16 protein-coding genes, 1 tRNA gene and 1 pseudogene are annotated in these 17,356 nt (G+C 70.1%); 10 read left to right on the top strand and 8 right to left on the bottom strand.

Features of this window, described 5'->3' with window-relative positions; genetic code table 11:
- Positions 1–19: 19 nt before the first annotated feature.
- The 5 genes from dctP to JHW48_RS02710 all read left to right on the top strand — a co-directional run bounded on the left by dctP (position 20) and on the right by JHW48_RS02710 (position 3,327).
- Positions 20–1,105, top strand: coding sequence for a TRAP transporter substrate-binding protein DctP (gene dctP / locus JHW48_RS02730; protein ID WP_119887061.1), 1,086 nt, complete (start codon positions 20–22; stop codon positions 1,103–1,105).
- 109 nt (positions 1,106–1,214) lie between these two features.
- Positions 1,215–1,517: an integration host factor subunit alpha gene (gene ihfA, locus JHW48_RS02725; protein WP_119887062.1), complete on the top strand. Its 303-nt coding sequence runs from the start codon at positions 1,215–1,217 to the stop codon at positions 1,515–1,517.
- Between the two features lie 3 nt (positions 1,518–1,520).
- Positions 1,521–2,015, top strand: a complete 495-nt coding sequence (locus JHW48_RS02720) for a MerR family transcriptional regulator (RefSeq protein WP_119887063.1) — start codon at positions 1,521–1,523, stop codon at positions 2,013–2,015.
- A gap of 91 nt (positions 2,016–2,106) precedes the next feature.
- A tRNA-Pro gene (locus JHW48_RS02715) sits at positions 2,107–2,184 on the top strand.
- Between the two features lie 69 nt (positions 2,185–2,253).
- On the top strand, positions 2,254–3,327 hold the full coding sequence (locus tag JHW48_RS02710) for a 2'-deoxycytidine 5'-triphosphate deaminase (RefSeq protein WP_119887064.1): 1,074 nt from the start codon (positions 2,254–2,256) through the stop codon (positions 3,325–3,327).
- Here JHW48_RS02710 and JHW48_RS02705 read toward each other — a convergent pair.
- The 7 genes from JHW48_RS02705 to argS all read right to left on the bottom strand — a co-directional run bounded on the left by JHW48_RS02705 (position 3,324) and on the right by argS (position 10,144).
- The gene (locus JHW48_RS02705; protein ID WP_119887065.1) at positions 3,324–4,430 is read right to left on the bottom strand and encodes a THUMP domain-containing class I SAM-dependent RNA methyltransferase; all 1,107 of its coding nucleotides are present in this window, start codon (positions 4,428–4,430) and stop codon (positions 3,324–3,326) included. The two genes, JHW48_RS02710 and JHW48_RS02705, sit on opposite strands and share 4 nt — an antisense overlap.
- Positions 4,431–4,470: 40 nt before the next feature.
- Positions 4,471–4,695, bottom strand: coding sequence for a hypothetical protein (locus JHW48_RS02700; RefSeq protein ID WP_119887066.1), 225 nt, complete (start codon positions 4,693–4,695; stop codon positions 4,471–4,473).
- 12 nt (positions 4,696–4,707) lie between these two features.
- Positions 4,708–5,358: an SMC-Scp complex subunit ScpB gene (gene scpB, locus JHW48_RS02695; protein ID WP_119887067.1), complete on the bottom strand. Its 651-nt coding sequence runs from the start codon at positions 5,356–5,358 to the stop codon at positions 4,708–4,710.
- Complete coding sequence (locus JHW48_RS02690; RefSeq protein WP_119887068.1) at positions 5,342–6,154, bottom strand: segregation and condensation protein A; 813 nt, start codon at positions 6,152–6,154, stop codon at positions 5,342–5,344. Before JHW48_RS02690 ends, scpB begins: the two co-directional genes overlap by 17 nt.
- 54 nt (positions 6,155–6,208) lie before the next feature.
- Positions 6,209–7,189, bottom strand: coding sequence for a glycoside hydrolase family 3 N-terminal domain-containing protein (locus JHW48_RS02685; protein WP_119887069.1), 981 nt, complete (start codon positions 7,187–7,189; stop codon positions 6,209–6,211).
- Positions 7,190–8,335, bottom strand: a complete 1,146-nt coding sequence (locus JHW48_RS02680; protein WP_272835730.1) for an SPOR domain-containing protein — start codon at positions 8,333–8,335, stop codon at positions 7,190–7,192.
- A gap of 66 nt (positions 8,336–8,401) precedes the next feature.
- Positions 8,402–10,144, bottom strand: a complete 1,743-nt coding sequence (gene argS, locus JHW48_RS02675; protein ID WP_119887310.1) for an arginine--tRNA ligase — start codon at positions 10,142–10,144, stop codon at positions 8,402–8,404.
- A 141-nt stretch (positions 10,145–10,285) separates the two neighbouring features.
- Between argS and JHW48_RS02670 the strand changes: the two genes are divergently transcribed.
- From JHW48_RS02670 to lnt, 3 genes and pseudogenes are all read left to right on the top strand, one after another.
- Positions 10,286–11,407: a TIGR00341 family protein gene (locus JHW48_RS02670; protein ID WP_119887309.1), complete on the top strand. Its 1,122-nt coding sequence runs from the start codon at positions 10,286–10,288 to the stop codon at positions 11,405–11,407.
- 197 nt (positions 11,408–11,604) lie between these two features.
- A pseudogene (locus tag JHW48_RS02665) lies at positions 11,605–13,173 on the top strand (DEAD/DEAH box helicase); the annotation flags it as partial.
- A gap of 580 nt (positions 13,174–13,753) precedes the next feature.
- The gene (gene lnt / locus JHW48_RS02660; protein ID WP_119887307.1) at positions 13,754–15,295 is read left to right on the top strand and encodes an apolipoprotein N-acyltransferase; all 1,542 of its coding nucleotides are present in this window, start codon (positions 13,754–13,756) and stop codon (positions 15,293–15,295) included.
- Here lnt and JHW48_RS02655 read toward each other — a convergent pair.
- The gene (locus tag JHW48_RS02655; RefSeq protein WP_119887306.1) at positions 15,282–15,911 is read right to left on the bottom strand and encodes a J domain-containing protein; all 630 of its coding nucleotides are present in this window, start codon (positions 15,909–15,911) and stop codon (positions 15,282–15,284) included. The genes lnt and JHW48_RS02655 overlap by 14 nt on opposite strands.
- A gap of 81 nt (positions 15,912–15,992) precedes the next feature.
- Here JHW48_RS02655 and JHW48_RS02650 point away from each other — a divergent pair, with 81 nt between their 5' ends.
- Entirely contained in the window at positions 15,993–16,253 is a 261-nt protein-coding gene (locus JHW48_RS02650; protein WP_119887305.1) for a BolA family protein, read from the top strand.
- 75 nt (positions 16,254–16,328) lie between these two features.
- On the top strand, positions 16,329–17,294 hold the full coding sequence (gene glpX, locus JHW48_RS02645; RefSeq protein ID WP_119887304.1) for a class II fructose-bisphosphatase: 966 nt from the start codon (positions 16,329–16,331) through the stop codon (positions 17,292–17,294).
- Positions 17,295–17,356 lie beyond the last annotated feature (62 nt).

The following is a 17,356-nucleotide window of genomic DNA, read 5'->3' as shown; positions in this document are numbered from 1 at the left end:
TCCAAACGGAGGAGACCCGATGAAACATCTGCTGACCACCGCCGCCCTTGCGATGGCCGCCGCCGGACCGGCCATGGCCGAGAACTGGACCATGACCTCGACCTGGCCCTCCAGCCTGGAGCTGATCGAGATCGACCGCTACTGGGTCGACATGGTCGGCAAGCTGGTCGATCCCGAGACGCTGTCCATCGAATTCTATGAAGGCGGCAGCCTGGTCCCCGCCGGCGAGGTCTTCGGCGCCGTGGAATCGGGCACGATCCAGGCCGGCGCCGACTGGCCGGGATACTGGGCGGGCCGCAACCCGGCCTTTTCGCCCCTGGCCACCACGGCCAGCCTGTTCAACGCCGTGGATTACGTGAACTGGATCCAGGAATGGGGCGGGGCCGACATCTATAACGAGATCTACGGCCAGTTCGGCATGGTCTATCTGCCCTATGGCGTGACCAACAACGAATCGGGCTTCCGCACCGTCAGCCAGCCGATCCGCACCACCGACGACCTGCAGGGCCTGCGCCTGCGCCTGTCGGGCCTGGAACAGGGCCGGTTGCTGGAGAAACTGGGCGGCAACCAGGTCAGCATGGCCGGGGGCGAGATCTATCAGTCGCTGGAACGCGGCGTGATCGACGGGGCGGAATTCTCGACCCCCAACGTGGATTACTCGGGCGGCTTCCACCAGGTGACGCAATACTGGGCGACGCCGGGCTGGCACCAGTCCTCGTCGGTCTTCGGGGTGATGATCAACAAGAACAGCTGGGACGCGCTGGACGAACAGACCCAGGAACGGCTGAAGATAGCCGCCGACGCCACCATGCTGTGGTCGCTGTCCTTCACCGAACGCCGCGCGAACGAGGCCTATCGCCAGTTCGAGGAAGCCGGGATCGAGATCACCCGCATGGATGACGAGACCTTGGCCCGCATCCAGGAACTGGCCAACGAGACCATCGTCGAGGTCGCCTGCGAAAATGCCGACAGCGCCCGCGTCTATGCCAGCATGATCGGCTATCTGGAGGATTATTCGACCTGGCGCAGCGCCTCGGCGCCCTTCGATCTGGGCCGCACGCCCGACAGTCCCGACCTGGCCGAGATCGAGGCCTGCGCGGGCTGACGCTCAAATCATCACGGACAAGTCACGGGCGGGGAACGATTTCCCCGCCCGATCCGTTGACAGGGCGACGAATCCGAACCATCCTTTTCCCATTCCAAGAGGATCGACCATGGGCGACAAGACCTTGACGCGGATGGACCTGGCCGAGGCGGTGTTCCGCGATGTCGGGCTGTCGCGTCACGAATCCGCGCAGCTCGTGGAAAGCGTGCTGGACCATATCTCGGACGCGCTGGTGCGCGGGGAACAGGTCAAGATCTCGTCCTTCGGGACGTTCTCGGTCCGGGACAAGAACGAACGCATCGGCCGCAACCCCAAGACCGGCGAGGAGGTGCCCATCACCCCGCGCCGCGTGCTGTCCTTCCGCCCCTCGCATCTGATGAAGGATCGCGTGGCCGCGGGAAACCGCAAGTAAGCGATGGCCAAGGGGGCCGAGGCATTCCGTTCCATCGGCGAAACCGCCAGGATGATCGGCGTCGCGCCCCATGTGCTGCGATATTGGGAAACCCAGTTCCTGGCGCTCAGCCCGATGAAGCGGCCCGACGGGCGCCGCTATTACCGCCCCGATGATGTCACGCTGGCCGCGGGCATCTGCGCCCTGCTGCGCGATGACGGCATGACGATCCGGGGCGCGCGCAAGATGATCGCCGCCGATCGCGGTGCCGCGGTGCGCGACCGGGGCGCGCGGCTGCTGTCGGGCGACCGCCCGGACCACGCGCCGCCGCCCGAGGCGCCGCCCTTTCCCGGCCCCGCCCCCGAATCGCTGCCCCAGCCCGCCGCGGCCGAGATATCGGCGCGCGACTGGCTGGGCCGTCTGACCGGTTTCGCGCGGCTGCTGCGCGGCACGCAGGGCGGTCCGGCCGCTCGTCCTGCCCTTCTGCGGCTGGCCCATGCGATGCTGGACCTGCCCTGACACCCCCTGTCGCGGCATCGTGCATTTTGCCAAAGATTTCCGCCTCTCGGCCCTTGTGCTCGGTCGCCGGATCGCACTATACGACGCGTGTCGGGCCGTGGCGCAGCCTGGTTAGCGCGTCCGTCTGGGGGGCGGAAGGCCGCGAGTTCGAATCTCGCCGGCCCGACCATTCCGAAAACGCCCATCCTTTTCCAAGGATGGGCGTTTCCCTTATCCGCCGACACAATCGGGGTTCATCATGACGAATGGCGTTCTGCCCGACAGCCGGATCAGGGACCTGATCGCGCGCGGCGTGATCCGATCCGACATCCCCGTGACCGAGGAACAGATCCAGCCCGCCAGCCTGGACCTGCGCTTGGGCGACACCGCCTATCGCCTGCGCGCCAGCTTTCTGGCCGGGCGGGGGCGGCGGATATCCGACCGGCTGGACGATTTCTGCATGCATCGCATGGCGCTGGATGGGGGCGCGGTCCTGGAACGGGGCTGCGTCTATCTGGTGCCCTTGGCCGAACGCATCGCGCTGCCGCCGGGGATGACGGCGGTGGCCAATGCCAAATCCTCGACCGGGCGCCTGGACCTGCTGACGCGGCTGGTCACCGATGACGGCACCGAATTCGACCGCCTGCCCGAGGGCTATGACGGCCCCCTCTACGCCGAGATCTGCCCGCGCAGCTTTTCCGTGCTGGTCCGCCCGGGCATGCGCCTGAACCAGCTGCGGCTGCGCCAAGGACAGGCAGTGCTGGACGATGCGGCGCTGCGGGCGCTGCATGACAGCCAGCCGCTGGTCGGCGGCGCGCCCGCGCTGATCGACCAAGGCCTGGGCTTTTCCGTCGATCTGCGCCCGCGGGATGGCGATCTGGTCGGCTATCGTGCCCGCCCCCATAGCGGGGTGATCGACCTGGACCGGATCGGCGCCTATGACGCGACCGAGTTCTGGGACGAGCTGCGCACCCGCGACGGCCGGCTGATCCTGGATCCCGGCGCCTTCTACATCCTGGTCAGCCGGGAATCGGTGGCCATCCCCGCCGATTATGCGGCCGAGATGGCCCCCTATCTGGCGATGGTGGGGGAATTCCGGGTCCATTACGCGGGATTCTTCGATCCGGGATTCGGGATCGGCGATCAGGGCCGCGGCGCGCGCGGCGTTCTGGAGGTCCGCTGTCACGAGGCGCCCTTTGTCCTGGAGCACGGCCAGACCGTGGGCCGGCTGGTCTATGAACGGATGGGCGCGCGGCCCGACCGGCTCTATGGCCAGGGGATCCGGTCGAACTATCAGGGTCAGGGCCTGAAGCTGGCCAAGCAGTTCCGCTAGAGCGGCGCGGTCTGCCACAGGCGGATCTTCAGCCCGCCATGCGCGACGATCGGCCCCGCGGGCAGCCATGGCAGGCCCGTCGCCTTGGCCAGCCCCCCGTCCGAGGTCACGATGCCGATCCGCCAGCCCGCGAAGCGGGTGCGGAAGACCTCGCCCATCTGCGCATAGAGGCCGAAAAGCGGCCCCTTGTTGCCGATCCGCGCGCCATAGGGCGGGTTCAGGATGACGATGCCCGGCGGCCCGTCGGGGCGTTCCAGCTGCTCGATCGGGCCAGGTTCAAAATCGGTGACGGCATCCACGCCCGCGCGGGCGGCATTGTCGCGCGACATGCGGATCGCGCCCGGGTCGCGGTCGCGGCCCAGAAAGCGGATGGCGGGCGCGGGCCGGGGCGCGTGGCGGCGCAGCGCCTCCAGCGCGGCGGCATCGTGATTGGCCAGCTGCTGGAAGGCGAAATCGCGGCTGCGGCCCGGCAGCAGGCCCAGGGCGATCTCGGCGGCCTCGATCACGAACGTGCCCGATCCGCACATCGGGTCCAGCACCGGCTGCGTCCCGTCAAAGCCCATCTGGCGCAGGAACATGGCGGCCATGGTCTCGCGCATGGGGGCCTTGGCGACGGCCTGCTTGTGGCCGCGCTTGTGCAGCGATTCCCCGGTCGTATCCAGGCTGAAGGTGACCAGGTCATCCTCGATCCGGGCCTTGACGGTCAGGGGCGCGTCATCGGCCAGGGGGGCGCCCAGCTCCTCGGTGATGGCGCGGGCGATGCGCTGCGTGGCCGCGCCCGCGTGATAGATGCGCGAGGCGCGGCAGACCGTGTCCACCCGCAGGGGCATATCGGGGCGCAGCAGATCGGCCCAGGGAAACTTGCGCGCCCGCTTGTCCAGCTGGGCCAGATGCATGGCGCGGAACCCGCCGATCCGCGCCAGCACCCGCGTGGCGCCGCGCAGCGACAGGTTCGCGCGCCACACGTCCGGCCAACCGCCGCGGATCGTGACGCCGCCCGGCTGGATCACCGGATCCCAGCCCAGCCCGCGCGCCTCGCAGGCCAGGGGCTGTTCGAGGCCGGGCGTGGCCACCAGAAAGATGTCGAATTGGGTCTGTTCCATCGCCACAGCCCCTAACGGGCCGCGGGCGGCAGGACAAGCCTCAGCGCCGGGTCAGGCGGCCCAGGGTGCGCATCTTGCGCGCCAGGTCCTGCCCCTGCTTGTTCTGGCGGTTGCCCCGCTTGGGCTGGCGCGTCGAGGGGGCGTCGGGATCGGCGGGCGGCGCGTTGCGGCGCGACAGCTGGTCCATCCCTTTGTTGATGCCCCAGTTCATCGCGCGCCGCGCGACCAGGCGGGTGAACATCGACATCAGTTGGTTCATGTTCATCGGGGCAGCCTTTCAGTCATCCTCGAACAGGTCCTCGGCGGGGCCCGTGGTTTCAATATCGTCCTCCGCCCCCTCGGCCGCAAGGGGCAGGCCCAGCCCCTGCCCCGCCGGGCGCGATTCCAGCAGGCCCGCCGCCCGCAATTCCGCCAGCCCCGGCAGGTCACGCGCCGATTCCAGGCCGAAATGGTCCAGAAAGGCCTCGGTCACGACATAGGTGGCTGGGCGCCCCGGGGTCATGCGGCGGCGGCCCATGCGGACCCAGCCCATCTCGATCAGCTGGTCCAGCGTCCCGCGGCTGAGCGCGACGCCGCGCACCTCCTCGATCTCGGTCCGGGTGACGGGCTGGTGATAGGCGATGATGGCCAAGGTCTCGATCGCGGCGCGCGACAGGCGGCGGCTTTCCACCACCTCGGCCTGCATCAGGAAGGACAGGTCGGGCGCGGTGCGGAAGGCATGGCCGTCGCCGATCCGTTCCAGCACGATGCCGCGGCCCTGATACTGGCGGCGCAGCAGGGCCAGCGCCTCGGCCGGGTCGCAGCCATGGGGCATGCGCGCCGCCAGATCGCGCAGCGTCACCGGCGCCGTGGCGGCAAAGAGGATCGCCTCGACCATGCGGGCCTGCTGGTCCAGGGGCGGAGGGGGAAAGTCAGTCGCGCTGGTCATCGGGTCGCTGGCGGTAATGGATGGGGGCAAAGCTGTCATCCTGGCGGATCTCCAACCGGCCCTGACGGGCCAGCTCCAGGGCGGCGGCAAAGGTGGCGGCGGTCGCGCTGCGGCGGCGCTGCGGATCGGCGGACCAGCCATCGGGCAGAAAGACCGCCAGATCGGTCCAGTCGCCCGCGAACCCGATCAGCGCGCGCATCCGATCCAGCGCCTGTTCCATTGTCCAGACGCCTTGGCGGTCGAAGGCGAAGGGCCGGAATTCGTCGCGCGTCTTCAGCCGGGCATAGGCGCGCATCAGGTCGATCAGCCCGGCCTGCCATTCGGTGCGGCGGCTGCGGATCACCGCATCGGGCGCGCCGCGAGCAAAGCGGCTCTGGCCCAAGCGGTCGCGGCCCATCAGCTGGGCCGCCGCATGGCGCATCGCGGCCAGACGCTCCAGCTGGAAGGCCAGGTGGTCGGCCATTTCCTCGGCGGACGGGCCTTCGGCCTCGGGGTCGGGGGGCAGCAGCAGGCGCGATTTCAGAAAGGCCAGCCAAGCGGCCATGACAAGGTAATCGGCCGCCAGCTCGATCCTGAGGGCGCGGGCCTTTTCGACGAAGGCCAGATACTGGTCGGCTAGGTCCTGCACGCGGATGCGCAGCAGGTCGACCTTCTGCGCGCGCGCCATGGTCAGCAGCAGGTCCAGCGGGCCCTCATAGCCGTCCACATCCACGATCAGCGCCTCGTCCGCGCGGCGCTGCGCGACGCTGGCCGGATCGGGCACGGGTTGCAGATAGGGCACGTCGGGCCGGGGCACGCGATCTCCTGGGCTGGGGCGAGGGGGCAGGCTTCGCGCCAACGCCCCCGCCTGTCAAGCCGCCAGCGCCGCCCATTCGCGGCGCAGCGCGTCCAGATCGGCGGGTTCCGGCGCCCGGCGCCAGCGCAGCGCGGCATCGGCGCGGCGCAGGGCCTCGCCCTCCAGCCGGCCGGCGGCGGCCACGACCGGGGCCATCTGCGCGATGTCGCCATTGCAGTGCAGCACCAGATCGCAGCCCGCCGCCAGGGCGCTGCGGGTGCGGTCGGCATGGCTGCCCGGCAAGGCGTTCATGGTGATGTCGTCGGTCATCAGCAGTCCGTCAAAGCCGATCCGGTCGCGGATCAGCCCGATCACCGCGGCCGAGGCCGTGGCGGGCGCGTCGTCCAGCGCCGTCATGCGGATATGCGCGGTCATCGCCATGGGCAGGTCGGCCAGCGCGCGGAAGGGGGCGAAATCCACCGCCTCCAGCGCCTGCAGGGGGGCGTCGATCACGGGCAGGTCGTGATGGCTGTCGGCGCGGGCGCGGCCATGGCCGGGCATGTGCTTGATCACCGGCAGCACCCCCGCCGCCAGCAGGCCATCCGCCGCCGCCCGGCCAAGCCGCGCGACCTGACCCGGGTCGGTGCCCAGGCAGCGATCGGCCAGAAAGCCGTGGGTTTCGGGATGGGCCACGTCCAGCGTCGGCGCGCAATCGCTGTCGATGCCCATGTCGCGCAGCTCCTGCCCGATCAGACGATGATGGATCCACATCGCCCGCAGGCCAGCCCGGGCCTGGTCGCGCGGCGCGGGCCAGTCGGTCCAATGCGGGCCGCGCAGACGCTGGACGCGCCCGCCCTCCTGGTCGACGGTGATGACGCAATCGCGCCCCACCGCCGCGCGCAGATCGCCCGTCAGGCGGCGCAGCTGGTCGGGGCTGTCGACATTGCGGCCAAAAAGGATGAAGCCCCAAGGATCGGCCTCGCGGAAGAAGGCCGCCTCGTCGGCGGTCAGCGCATGGCCCGCGATGCCGCCCAGGATGGTCCTGCCGGGGGCCATTCAGCCGCCGAGCGCCAGGCAGTCCGTCCCCGAGGATTGCAGCGCCGAGCAGAACTGGCGCGCCTCCGAGATCGAGCCGAAACCCGCGACGCGCAGCCGCCAGAAGGTCCGCCCGTTGGAATTATGTTCCTGGATCACCGGCGACTTGCCGGAAAAGAGCGACCCGTTGCGGCCCGCCAGACGCTGCCATTCGTTCTGGGCGATGGCGTTGCTGTCAAAGGCGCCGACCTGCACGACCGGCCCGCTGGCGCTGGATGCGGCCACCGGCGTCGGTGCGGGGGTCGGCGCGGGGGCGGGTGCCGCCTCGGCCGGGCGGGCGGCGGGTGCGGCCGCCGCTGCGGGCGCGGGGGCGGCGGCCACGCGGGTCACGCGGGGGCGCGGCGCGGGGCGGGCCGATGCGACCAGCACGCCGGGATTGGCCTCGGCCTGGGCCTGGGCCAGCGCCTCGGCGATGGCATCGGCCTGGGCGGGCAGGCCGTTCTCGTCGGTGACGACCTCGGTCACGGGGCCTTCGCTGGCGGGCGCGTCGATGATCGCGGCCTGGTTCACGGCGGCATCGGCCAGGGCGCGTTCGGCGGCGGCGGCGGCCTCGGCCTCGGCCAGGGCGCGGGCCTCGCTGTCGGACAGCGGCACGATCGGATCGCCCGCGAAGGTCAGCGGCGTCTCGGACGGGTTCGAGGGTTCGCGCGCCGTGGCGCCAAGCCGGCCCATCGCCACGTCGTCATCCGACAGGTCGATCGGCGCGGGCGCGATGGCCACCTGCTGGGCGGGGGATGCGGCCTCGCCGCCCGCGACGGTGTTCACGGCCAGGCCGGTATGGTTGGTCAGCTGGCCGCCGGGATTGTCCGGGGTGGTGCGGGCCTCGCCCTCGATCGCGCGGATGATGGGCACGCCCGACACGTCGCGCGACACCAGCTGCCAGCCCCAGGCCAGCAGCCCCACCATCAGCCCCACCGACGCGACCGCCCCCACGTAATGGGTCAGCCGGGCCAGCCTTGCGGTCAGCCCGTCGCCTTCGGGCAGCGCGCCGTTCCGGGGGTCCGTCTCGGGCTGGCCGTTCCAGCCCGCCTGATCATAGGAGAATTCGCGCTTCACCTTGTGACGCGAGAACACGTAGCCGCCTTCGCGGAAATCCATCACTGCCATATTCGCCTGCCTGCCGGTTGTTCCGGATTGCCTTTGCTCAAGCCTCGTCGGCAGCGATGCGTCTGCTTAGCGCATTTCTTCTGCCGGAGTGACGCCAAGAATACCCAAACCGCTTGAAATAACAACGCCAACGGCCCGGACCAGCGCAATTTTTCCCCGGCTGGTTTCGACATCGTTATCCTGCACGAAGCGCAGCGAGGTGTCGTCATTGCCGCGATTCCACAGCGAATGCAGCTCGGATGCCAGCTCATAGAGGTAGAAGGCCACGCGATGCGGCTCATGCGCGCGGGCGGCATGTTCGACCAGGCGCGGCCATTCGGCCAGCTTGGCGGCCAGCGCCAGTTCCGCAGGATGGGCCAGAACCGACAGATCGGCGCCCGACAGGTCCGAATCGTCCACGGCGATTCCCGCCTCGCGCGCGCGGCGCAGGATCGAATTCACCCGGGCGCTGGCATATTGCACATACCAGACCGGGTTGTCCTTGGACTGTTCCAGCACCTTGGCAAAGTCGAAATCCAGGCTGGCATCGTTCTTGCGCGTCAGCATGATGAAGCGGGTGACGTCGGCCCCCGCCTCCTCGACCACGTCGCGCAGCGTGACGAAGGTGCCCGCGCGCTTGGACATCTTGAACGGCTCGCCGTTCTTGTAGAGCTTGACCAGCTGCACCAGCTTGACGTCCAGCGGCACACGGCCGTTCGACAGCGCGCGCACCGCGGCGTTCATCCGCTTGACATAACCGCCGTGATCGGCGCCGAAGACGTCGATCAGCTGGTCGAAGCCGCGGTCGATCTTGTCCCAGTGATAGGCGATGTCGGGTGCGAAATAGGTCCAGGCCCCGTCCGATTTCTGGATCGGCCGGTCCACGTCGTCGCCATGGGCGGTGGACCGGAACAACAGCTGCTCGCGCGCCTCCCAATCCTCGGGCAGCTTGCCCTTGGGCGGCTCCAGCACACCGCGATAGATCAGGCCCTGCGCCTCCAGCCGCCCGATCGCGGCCTCGATCCGGCCGGTGCCGTAAAGCGCCTTCTCGCTGGAATAGACGTCCATCTGCACGCCCAGCAGGGCCAGATCCTCGCGGATCATCGCCATCATCCGGGTGGTGGCGAAGTCGCGGATGACCTCCAGCCAGTCCTCCTCGGGGCGGTCCAGCAGGCTGTCGCCGAATTCGTCCTTCAGCGCCTGGCCCACCGGGATCAGATAGTCGCCGGGATAGAGCCCCTCGCGGATCTCCGGGTCGCGGCCATGCGCCTCGCGATAGCGTTCATAGGCCGACCGCGCCAGCACGTCGACCTGCGCGCCGCCGTCGTTGATATAGTATTCCCGCGTCACGTCATGGCCCGAATAGGCCAGCAGCCGCGCCAGCGCGTCGCCGAAGACCGCGCCGCGGACATGGCCCACATGCATCGGCCCGGTGGGATTGGCGCTGACGAATTCCACATTGACCTTCTGGCCCGCGCCCATCTCGGAGCGGCCGTAATCGTCGCCCGAGGCCAGGGCCGCGCGGATCACGTCCTGCCAGACGGCGGACGACAGGCGCAGGTTCAGGAAGCCCGGCCCCGCCACCTCGGCCGAGGCGATGCGCGGATCGGTCAGCCGCGCGGCCAGCCGATCGGCGATGTCGCGCGGCTTCAGCCCGGCGGGCTTGGCCAGCACCATCGCGGCATTGGTCGCCATGTCGCCATGGGCCGCGTCGCGCGGCGGCTCCACCGTCACATTGGCAAGGTCGAGGCCGTGGGGCAGTTCGCCCGCCTCGGCCATCTTGGTCAGCGCCTCGATGACGACGGCGCGGATGTCGTTGAACAGGTTCATCGATGCCCCCGGATGCTTTCGACCGTCACCTAAACGACGCGCAGGCCGAAAGGTCAACCTTTGCCGCCCGCCGCGGGGAACCATCGGGGCCGTCGCGCGCTATGGGGCGCGATCCAGAACCCCACCAGACGCGGAGCGGCCATGACCGAAGCGACACCCCTTGCCCGCACTTCGCTCGACCAGTCGGGCGATGCCCGGCCCGAGCCCGATGACGACACCCCCCTGGCCGTGGCGGAACGTCGCCGCGCCGATCACAACCGCCACCGCGTCGCCATCCGCTTCGCCGCGCTGACGACGCCGGGCTATCTGTTCATGAACGCCATGGCGGCGGTGATCGCCAGCTACGGCCTGCTGGCCGACAGCCCGGCGGTGGTCATCGGGGCGATGATCGTGGCGCTGCTGCTGGGGCCGATCATGGGGGTGGCCTTGGCCATCACCGACGGGGACTGGCCGCTGTTCCGCAAATCCTTCCTGGCGCTGCTGGCGGGGGGCGTCGTGGTCTATGCGATCGCGGCGGCGGTGGGCTGGCTGCATCCCCTGGTCCCCATCACGGGCGAGATCCGGTCGCGCACGGCGCCCAACAGCTTTGATCTGTTCATCGCGCTGGCCGGGGGCGCGGCGGGCGCCTATGCGACCGTCTCGCCCCGGATCGCGGCGGGCTTCGTGGGCGTGGCCATCGCCACCGCGCTGGTGCCGCCGCTGGCCTCCTCGGCGATCCTGCTGACGCGGGGGGAATATGACGCATCGCTCGGGGCGGCGCTGCTGGCGCTGACGAATATCGTGGCGATCCAGTTCGCGGCCGCGGTGGTGCTGTGGGTGCGCGGCTATGCCCGCGACAATGACGGCGACGAGGTCAGCGTGCTGCAATTCCTGGGCCGCCATCTGGGCAGCATCGCGGTCCTGGCGCTGCTGGGCCTGTGGCTGGCCGCCAATCTGCGATCCACCGTCAACGACCGGCTCTATGAAAACCGCGTCCGCGCCACGCTGAGCGAGGCCTTGGTCGATCTGGAGGGCAGCCAGGTCGACAGCCTGCAGATCTTCGGGCTGGAGGACCGCATGGTGATTCGCGCCGAGATCCACGGCCCGATCGAGCCGACCGTGCCGCAGGTGGCGCGCATGGCCGACCTGATCCCCGCCCATCCCGACGGCCGCCCGGTCGATCTGCGCGTGCGCCATGTCGAGACCAGGATCATCACGCCGCGCGGCCTGACCGCCGACGGGATCGACCCGCCGCTCTCGGGCCCGCCCTTCGCCGAGCCGTGAGGCCAGCCCAAAGCGGCCTGTGGCGCAGATTTCTTGACCTGCGACCGGCTCTGGTCTAGGGACGGCTGACCCGCATCCGGCGGGCCAAGGCGGGGCGTTCGAACTTGCGTCCCTGACACACGTCGCGACGGTGCCATCCGGGCACCACCGGCAGGGAACGCGGCACCCGGATGGTGCCGAACCAGAGAAAGCCCCGAATGACCAAATTCTCCGACCTGAAGCTTGATCCCAAGGTCCTGCAGGCCATCGCCGAGGCCGGGTACGAAACCCCGACCCCGATCCAGCAGGGCGCCATCCCCCCGGCCCTCGAAGGCCGCGACGTGCTGGGGATCGCGCAGACCGGGACGGGCAAGACGGCCAGCTTCACCCTGCCCATGATCACGCTGCTGGGCCGCGGCAGGGCGCGGGCGCGCATGCCGCGTTCGCTGGTCCTGTGCCCGACGCGGGAACTGGCCGCCCAGGTCGCCGAGAATTTCGACATCTATGCCAAGCATACCCGCCTGACCAAGGCGCTGCTGATCGGCGGCGTCAGCTTCGGCGAACAGGACAAGCTGATCGATCGCGGCGTGGACGTGCTGATCGCCACCCCCGGCCGGCTGCTGGATCATTTCGAACGCGGCAAGCTCTTGCTGACCGGCGTGCAGATCATGGTGGTCGATGAGGCCGACCGCATGCTGGACATGGGCTTCATCCCCGATATCGAGCGCATCTTCCAGCTGACGCCCTTCACCCGCCAGACGCTGTTCTTCAGCGCCACCATGGCCCCCGAGATCGAGCGCATCACCAACACCTTCCTGCATTCGCCCGAACGCATCGAGGTCGCGCGCCAGGCCACGGCCAGCGAAACGATCACGCAGCGCCTGGTCGAACTGACCCCCACGCGCCGCGACATGGCCGCCAAGCAGAAACGCGACCTGCTGCGCGCGCTGATCGATGCCGAGGGCGAGGGGTTGACCAATGCCATCGTCTTCTGCAACCGCAAGACCGACGTGGACATCCTGGCCAAGTCGCTGGCCAAGCACGGCTATGACGCAGCCCCCATCCATGGCGACCTGGACCAGAGCCAGCGGACCCGCACGCTGGAGAGCTTCCGCGACGGCCGGCTGCGCCTGCTGATCGCATCCGACGTGGCGGCGCGGGGCCTCGACATCCCGGCGGTCAGCCATGTCTTCAACTACGACCTGCCCAGCCATGCCGAGGATTACGTCCACCGCATCGGCCGCACGGGCCGCGCCGGCCGTCTCGGCACCGCCGTCAGCATCTCGACCCCCTCGGACGAGAAATACCTGACCGCGATCGAGGACCTGCTGAAGAAATCCCTGCCCCGCGTCGACCAGCCCGCGGGCTTCGGCACGGGCGCGCCCGAGCGGCCCCGCGATGAGGACCGGGGCGCTGCGCGTTCCGACGAGCGTCGGGGCGGCACCCGCGAACGCAGCCGCCGCCGTCGCCGCGACGAAGACCGTCCCGAACCCGAAACCGAGGTCGCCGTGAAGCCCGAACCCCGCCCCGAGACCAAGGCCGAGCCCAAGCCCGAGCCCAAAGCCGAGCAGCGCCCGGAACCGGCCAAGCCCGAACCCCGGCCCGAGCCGCCGAAACCCGAGCCGCGCGAGCGTTCGGATGCGCCGCGGTCCGACCGCCGCCGTGACGGACGCCGCGCCTCGGGCGATGGCCGCGGCCAGCCGATCGTCGGCATGGGCGATCACGTCCCCCAGTTCATGCTGGTGGAACTGCGCACCACGACCACCGCGGACGAGGCCGAACAGCCCGCCGCCGCCGAGGCGCCCGAACCCGCCGAGGCCCCGGCCAAGACCGCGGAAAAGCCCAAGCGCCGCAGCCGCAGCCGCTCGCGCAAGCCCGCGGCGGATGCCGTGACCGAGGCCCCGGTCGAGGCCGCCGATCAGCCCGCCCCCGAGGCGCCCGCCGATCCCGCGCCCGAAGCCGCCCCGGAACCGACCCCGCAACAGACCCCGGAACCGGCGGCCGAAACCGCCGAGAAGCCCAAGCGCCGCAGCCGCAGCCGCACGCGCAAGACCGCGGATGACACGGCCGAGGGCCAGGCGGAGGTCCCTGCCGAGGCCCAGCCCGCAGCCGAGCCTGATGCGGTGGCCGAAAAGCCCAAGCGCACGCGTCGCAAGAAGGCCGAGACCGAGGCCCCCGTCGATGAGGCCGCCGAGGAGGCCGCGCCCGAGAAACCCAAGCGCACGCGCCGCAAGACGGCCGACGCCCCCGAGGCCGAAACCGTCAAGGCCGAGACCGCCGAGGCGTCTGAGAAGCCCAAGCGCACCCGCCGCAAGAAGGCCGATCCCGAGGCCGAGGCGGCCAAGGACGCCGACGCCCAGGCCTGAGATGCGCAGCGGGCTGCGACCGCCGCGCCTGACGCGCCGGGGGCGGCCCCCTCTGCGCAGCCTGGCCGTGGATGCGGGGCTGGGGCTGATCGCGGCCCTGGCCCTCGCGCCCTTCTGGGTCTGGGCGGCGGCGCCCCTGGCCTTTGCGGTCCTGATCTGGCGATGGGCGCGCAGCCCCGCGCGGGCGGTCTTCTGGCGTGCCTTGGCCGCCGGGGCGGGCTGGTTCGGGCTGTCGCTGTTCTGGATTACCGAACCCTTCATGGTGGATGTCGCCCGGCATGGCTGGATGGCGCCCTTCGCGCTGGTCCTGATGGCTGCGGGGGGCGCGCTGTTCTGGGCGGTTCCGGCGGGGCTGGCGGCGCGGCTGGCGCGCGGCTGGCGCGGCCAGGGCGCAGCCATCGCGGCAGCGCTGCTGCTGTCGGACTGGCTGCGCGGCTGGATCTTCACCGGATTTCCCTGGGCCCAGATCGGGCATGGCTGGATCGCCACCCCGGTGGCCCAGCTGGCCGCCCATGCCGGGGCCCTGGGCCTGGGGCTGGTCACGCTGAGCATGGCCTGCCTGCCCACGCTGCTGTGGCGGCCGGGCCGGGCGGGGCTGGCGCCGGGCATCGCGGCGGCGGTGGCGATCCTGGGAGCGGGCTGGGCCGCGGGGCTCGACCAGCTGTCGCGCCCCCTGCCCCAGGATCGCCCGGTCATGCTGCGCATCGTCCAGCCCGACGCGGCCCAGCACCTGAAATGGGACCCGGAATGGGCCTCGGTCTTCTTCGGCCGTCTGCTGGACCTGTCGGCCGAGCCGGGGCCGCGCGACCTGGTCATCTGGCCCGAGACGGCGGTGAACTTTCTGCTGAACGACGCCGACCCCGTCCTGCCCGCCATGGCCGAGGCCGCGGGCGCGCCGCTGATCATGGGCATCCAGCGGCGCGAGGGCAGCCGGTTCTTCAACAGCCTGGCCACGATCGCGCCGGACGGGTCGGTCACCGACATCTATGACAAGTTCCACCTGGTGCCCTTTGGCGAATACATCCCCTGGGGGGATGCCTTGGCGCGGGTGGGCATCACGGCCTTCGCGTCCCAGCAGGGCAACGGCTATTCCCCCGGTCCGGGGCCGCAGCTGATGGCCGCGCCGGGGGCGCCGGATTTCCAGCCGCTGATCTGCTACGAGGCGATCTTTCCCCAGCATCTGCGCGCCCTGCCCGAACGGCCCGGATGGATGCTGCAGGCGACGAACGACGCGTGGTTCGGGCGGTTCTCGGGGCCCTATCAGCATCTGGACCAGGCGCGGCTGCGCGCGATCGAGACGGGGCTGCCGATGGTGCGCGCGGCCAATACCGGGGTCAGCGCGGTGATCGACGCGCGGGGGCGCATCCGCGACAGCCTGGCGCTGAACACCGCGGGGCGGATCGACGCGCCCCTGCCCGGCGCGCTGCCGCCGACACTTTGGCTGGCCTGGGGCAACCTGCCGGTGCTGGCGCTGCTGGCCGTGGTGCTGGGGCTGGCCTGCGGCCTGCCCCGCAGGGCCGGGCGGCGGTTCAGTCGCGGATGAAGCGGCTGTCCTTGATCTGATCCCAGGCCCAGACAACCTCGGACAGGCGGTCCTCGTCGGATCGGTCGCCGCCGTTCATGTCCGGGTGCAGGTCCTTGACCAGCGACTTGTACTGCTTGCGGATCTCGGCGCGGGTCCAGTGGTCCTTGGCCTCCAGGATATCTAGCGCGCGGCGTTCGGTGGGGGGCAGCTTGCGGGCGCTGGACTGGGCGCGGGCCTCGGGGGCGGTGCCGTTCGCGCCCAGGATCTCCAACGGGTCGCTGACGCCGTGGCGGGCCCATTTATCCTCGGCCGTCGACCGGCCGAAGGGCTTGGTGGGGCGTTCCCAGACCGTCGCATTGTCGATGAACTGCTGGAACTCCTCCTCGGACTGGCCTTGGAAGTAGTTCCAGTTCGCGTTGTATTCGCGGACATGCTCCTTGCAGAACCAGAAATAGTCGTCGAGGTTGCGCGGGTTCTTGGGCGCGCGGTACTGGCCCGGCTCGTTGCAGCCCTCGCGTTCGCAGATGCGGGTCGAGGTCTCGAACGCCCCCGACATGCCGCGCCGCCCCTTGGTCTTGCGCTTCTTGTCCTTGGCGGCGGAAATGTCGAAACCGAACGGGTCGTTCTTGCTCATCCTGGGGCACCTTTGCGACTCAAGGCGGGCAGTTTAGGCTATCTGGCGGGACATGAAACCCCTTGACCGAAAGGAATGCCGATGATCGCGGACCAGATGACCCGGCGGCTGGAAACCCTGAACCCCACGGCCCTTCAGGTGATCGACGAAAGCGAAAGCCATCGCGGGCATGCGGGCTTTCGCGAGGGCGGCGAGAGCCATTTCCGCGTGGTCATGGACAGCCCGGCCTTTGCGGGCCTGTCGCGCATCCAGCGCCATCGGCTGGTCCATGCCACCTTGGGCGACATCGTGCCGCGCATCCATGCCTTGGCGCTGGAGCTGTCGGAAAGCCCCGCCCGTTAGCGCCGTCAGGCTTGCCGCCCCCCGGCCCGCCCCCTAGAAAGCCCGCGAACCCGCAGAGATAAAGGGATGAGGGACATGACCGCGCCGAAGGATTTCAACGACCGAATGCTGTCCCTGGGCCTGGCCCGCGTCAGCGAGGCGGCGGCCCATGCCTCGGCCCGGCTGATCGGGCGCGGCGACGAAAAGGCCGCCGACCAGGCCGCCGTCAACGCCATGCGCGACCAGCTGAACATGCTGGACATCAAGGGCGTCGTCGTCATCGGCGAGGGCGAGCGCGACGAGGCGCCCATGCTCTTCATCGGTGAGGAGGTCGGCACCGGCGACGGGCCGGAGGTGGACATCGCGCTGGACCCGCTGGAGGGCACCACCCTGACCGCCAAGGATATGCCCAACGCGCTGACCGTGATCGCCATGGCGCCGCGCGGCACGCTGCTGCACGCGCCCGACGTCTATATGGACAAGCTGGCCGTGGGGCCGGGCTATCCGACCGACGTGGTCAGCCTGGACATGCCCCCGGCCGAGCGTGTGCGCGCCCTGGCCGCCGCGCGGGGTTGCGAGGCCGCCGACATCACCGTCTGCATCCTGGAACGTCCTCGCCACGAGGAGATGATCGCCGAGGTCCGCCAGACCGGCGCCGCAATCCGCCTGATCACCGATGGCGACGTGGCGGGCGTCATCCACTGCGCCGAGGCCGAACTGACCGGCATCGACATGTATATGGGCTCCGGCGGTGCGCCCGAGGGCGTGCTGGCGGCTGCGGCGCTGAAATGCATGGGCGGGCAGATGTGGGGCCGGCTGATGTTTCGCAATGATGACGAACGCGGCCGCGCCCGCAAGGCCGGCATCACCGAACTGGACCGCATCTATGCCCGCGACGAGCTGGTGACCGATGACGTGATCTTTGCCGCGACCGGCGTCACCGACGGCTCGATCGTGGCGGGCGTCAAGCGCGAGCCGGGATACCTGACGACCGAGACGATCCTGATGCGGTCCAAGACCGGATCGGTGCGCCGCATGATCTATCGCAACCCGGTGAAGTGAGCTATGGGGGGCGCTTGGCCCCCGTCCCCGCCGGTCGGGGACCGCAGCCCGGGATGATTGGA

The organism is Paracoccus aestuarii (assembly GCF_028553885.1).
Taxonomy (GTDB): domain Bacteria; phylum Pseudomonadota; class Alphaproteobacteria; order Rhodobacterales; family Rhodobacteraceae; genus Paracoccus; species Paracoccus aestuarii.
The sequence above is the reverse complement of the archived record's forward strand: the minus strand, read 5'-3'. Positions and strand labels throughout refer to the sequence as shown.

What these genes read in the sequence shown, in the direction of transcription:
- dctP (WP_119887061.1), top strand. Translation starts at nt 20, where the DNA reads ATGAAACATCTGCTGACCACCGCCGCCCTTGCGATGGCCGCCGCCGGA.
- ihfA (WP_119887062.1), top strand. Translation starts at nt 1,215, where the DNA reads ATGGGCGACAAGACCTTGACGCGGATGGACCTGGCCGAGGCGGTGTTC.
- JHW48_RS02720 (WP_119887063.1), top strand. Translation starts at nt 1,521, where the DNA reads ATGGCCAAGGGGGCCGAGGCATTCCGTTCCATCGGCGAAACCGCCAGG.
- JHW48_RS02710 (WP_119887064.1), top strand. Translation starts at nt 2,254, where the DNA reads ATGACGAATGGCGTTCTGCCCGACAGCCGGATCAGGGACCTGATCGCG.
- JHW48_RS02705 (WP_119887065.1), bottom strand. Translation starts at nt 4,430, where the DNA reads ATGGAACAGACCCAATTCGACATCTTTCTGGTGGCCACGCCCGGCCTC.
- JHW48_RS02700 (WP_119887066.1), bottom strand. Translation starts at nt 4,695, where the DNA reads ATGAACATGAACCAACTGATGTCGATGTTCACCCGCCTGGTCGCGCGG.
- scpB (WP_119887067.1), bottom strand. Translation starts at nt 5,358, where the DNA reads ATGACCAGCGCGACTGACTTTCCCCCTCCGCCCCTGGACCAGCAGGCC.
- JHW48_RS02685 (WP_119887069.1), bottom strand. Translation starts at nt 7,189, where the DNA reads ATGGCCCCCGGCAGGACCATCCTGGGCGGCATCGCGGGCCATGCGCTG.
- JHW48_RS02680 (WP_272835730.1), bottom strand. Translation starts at nt 8,335, where the DNA reads ATGGCAGTGATGGATTTCCGCGAAGGCGGCTACGTGTTCTCGCGTCAC.
- argS (WP_119887310.1), bottom strand. Translation starts at nt 10,144, where the DNA reads ATGAACCTGTTCAACGACATCCGCGCCGTCGTCATCGAGGCGCTGACC.
- JHW48_RS02670 (WP_119887309.1), top strand. Translation starts at nt 10,286, where the DNA reads ATGACCGAAGCGACACCCCTTGCCCGCACTTCGCTCGACCAGTCGGGC.
- lnt (WP_119887307.1), top strand. Translation starts at nt 13,754, where the DNA reads ATGCGCAGCGGGCTGCGACCGCCGCGCCTGACGCGCCGGGGGCGGCCC.
- JHW48_RS02655 (WP_119887306.1), bottom strand. Translation starts at nt 15,911, where the DNA reads ATGAGCAAGAACGACCCGTTCGGTTTCGACATTTCCGCCGCCAAGGAC.
- JHW48_RS02650 (WP_119887305.1), top strand. Translation starts at nt 15,993, where the DNA reads ATGATCGCGGACCAGATGACCCGGCGGCTGGAAACCCTGAACCCCACG.
- glpX (WP_119887304.1), top strand. Translation starts at nt 16,329, where the DNA reads ATGACCGCGCCGAAGGATTTCAACGACCGAATGCTGTCCCTGGGCCTG.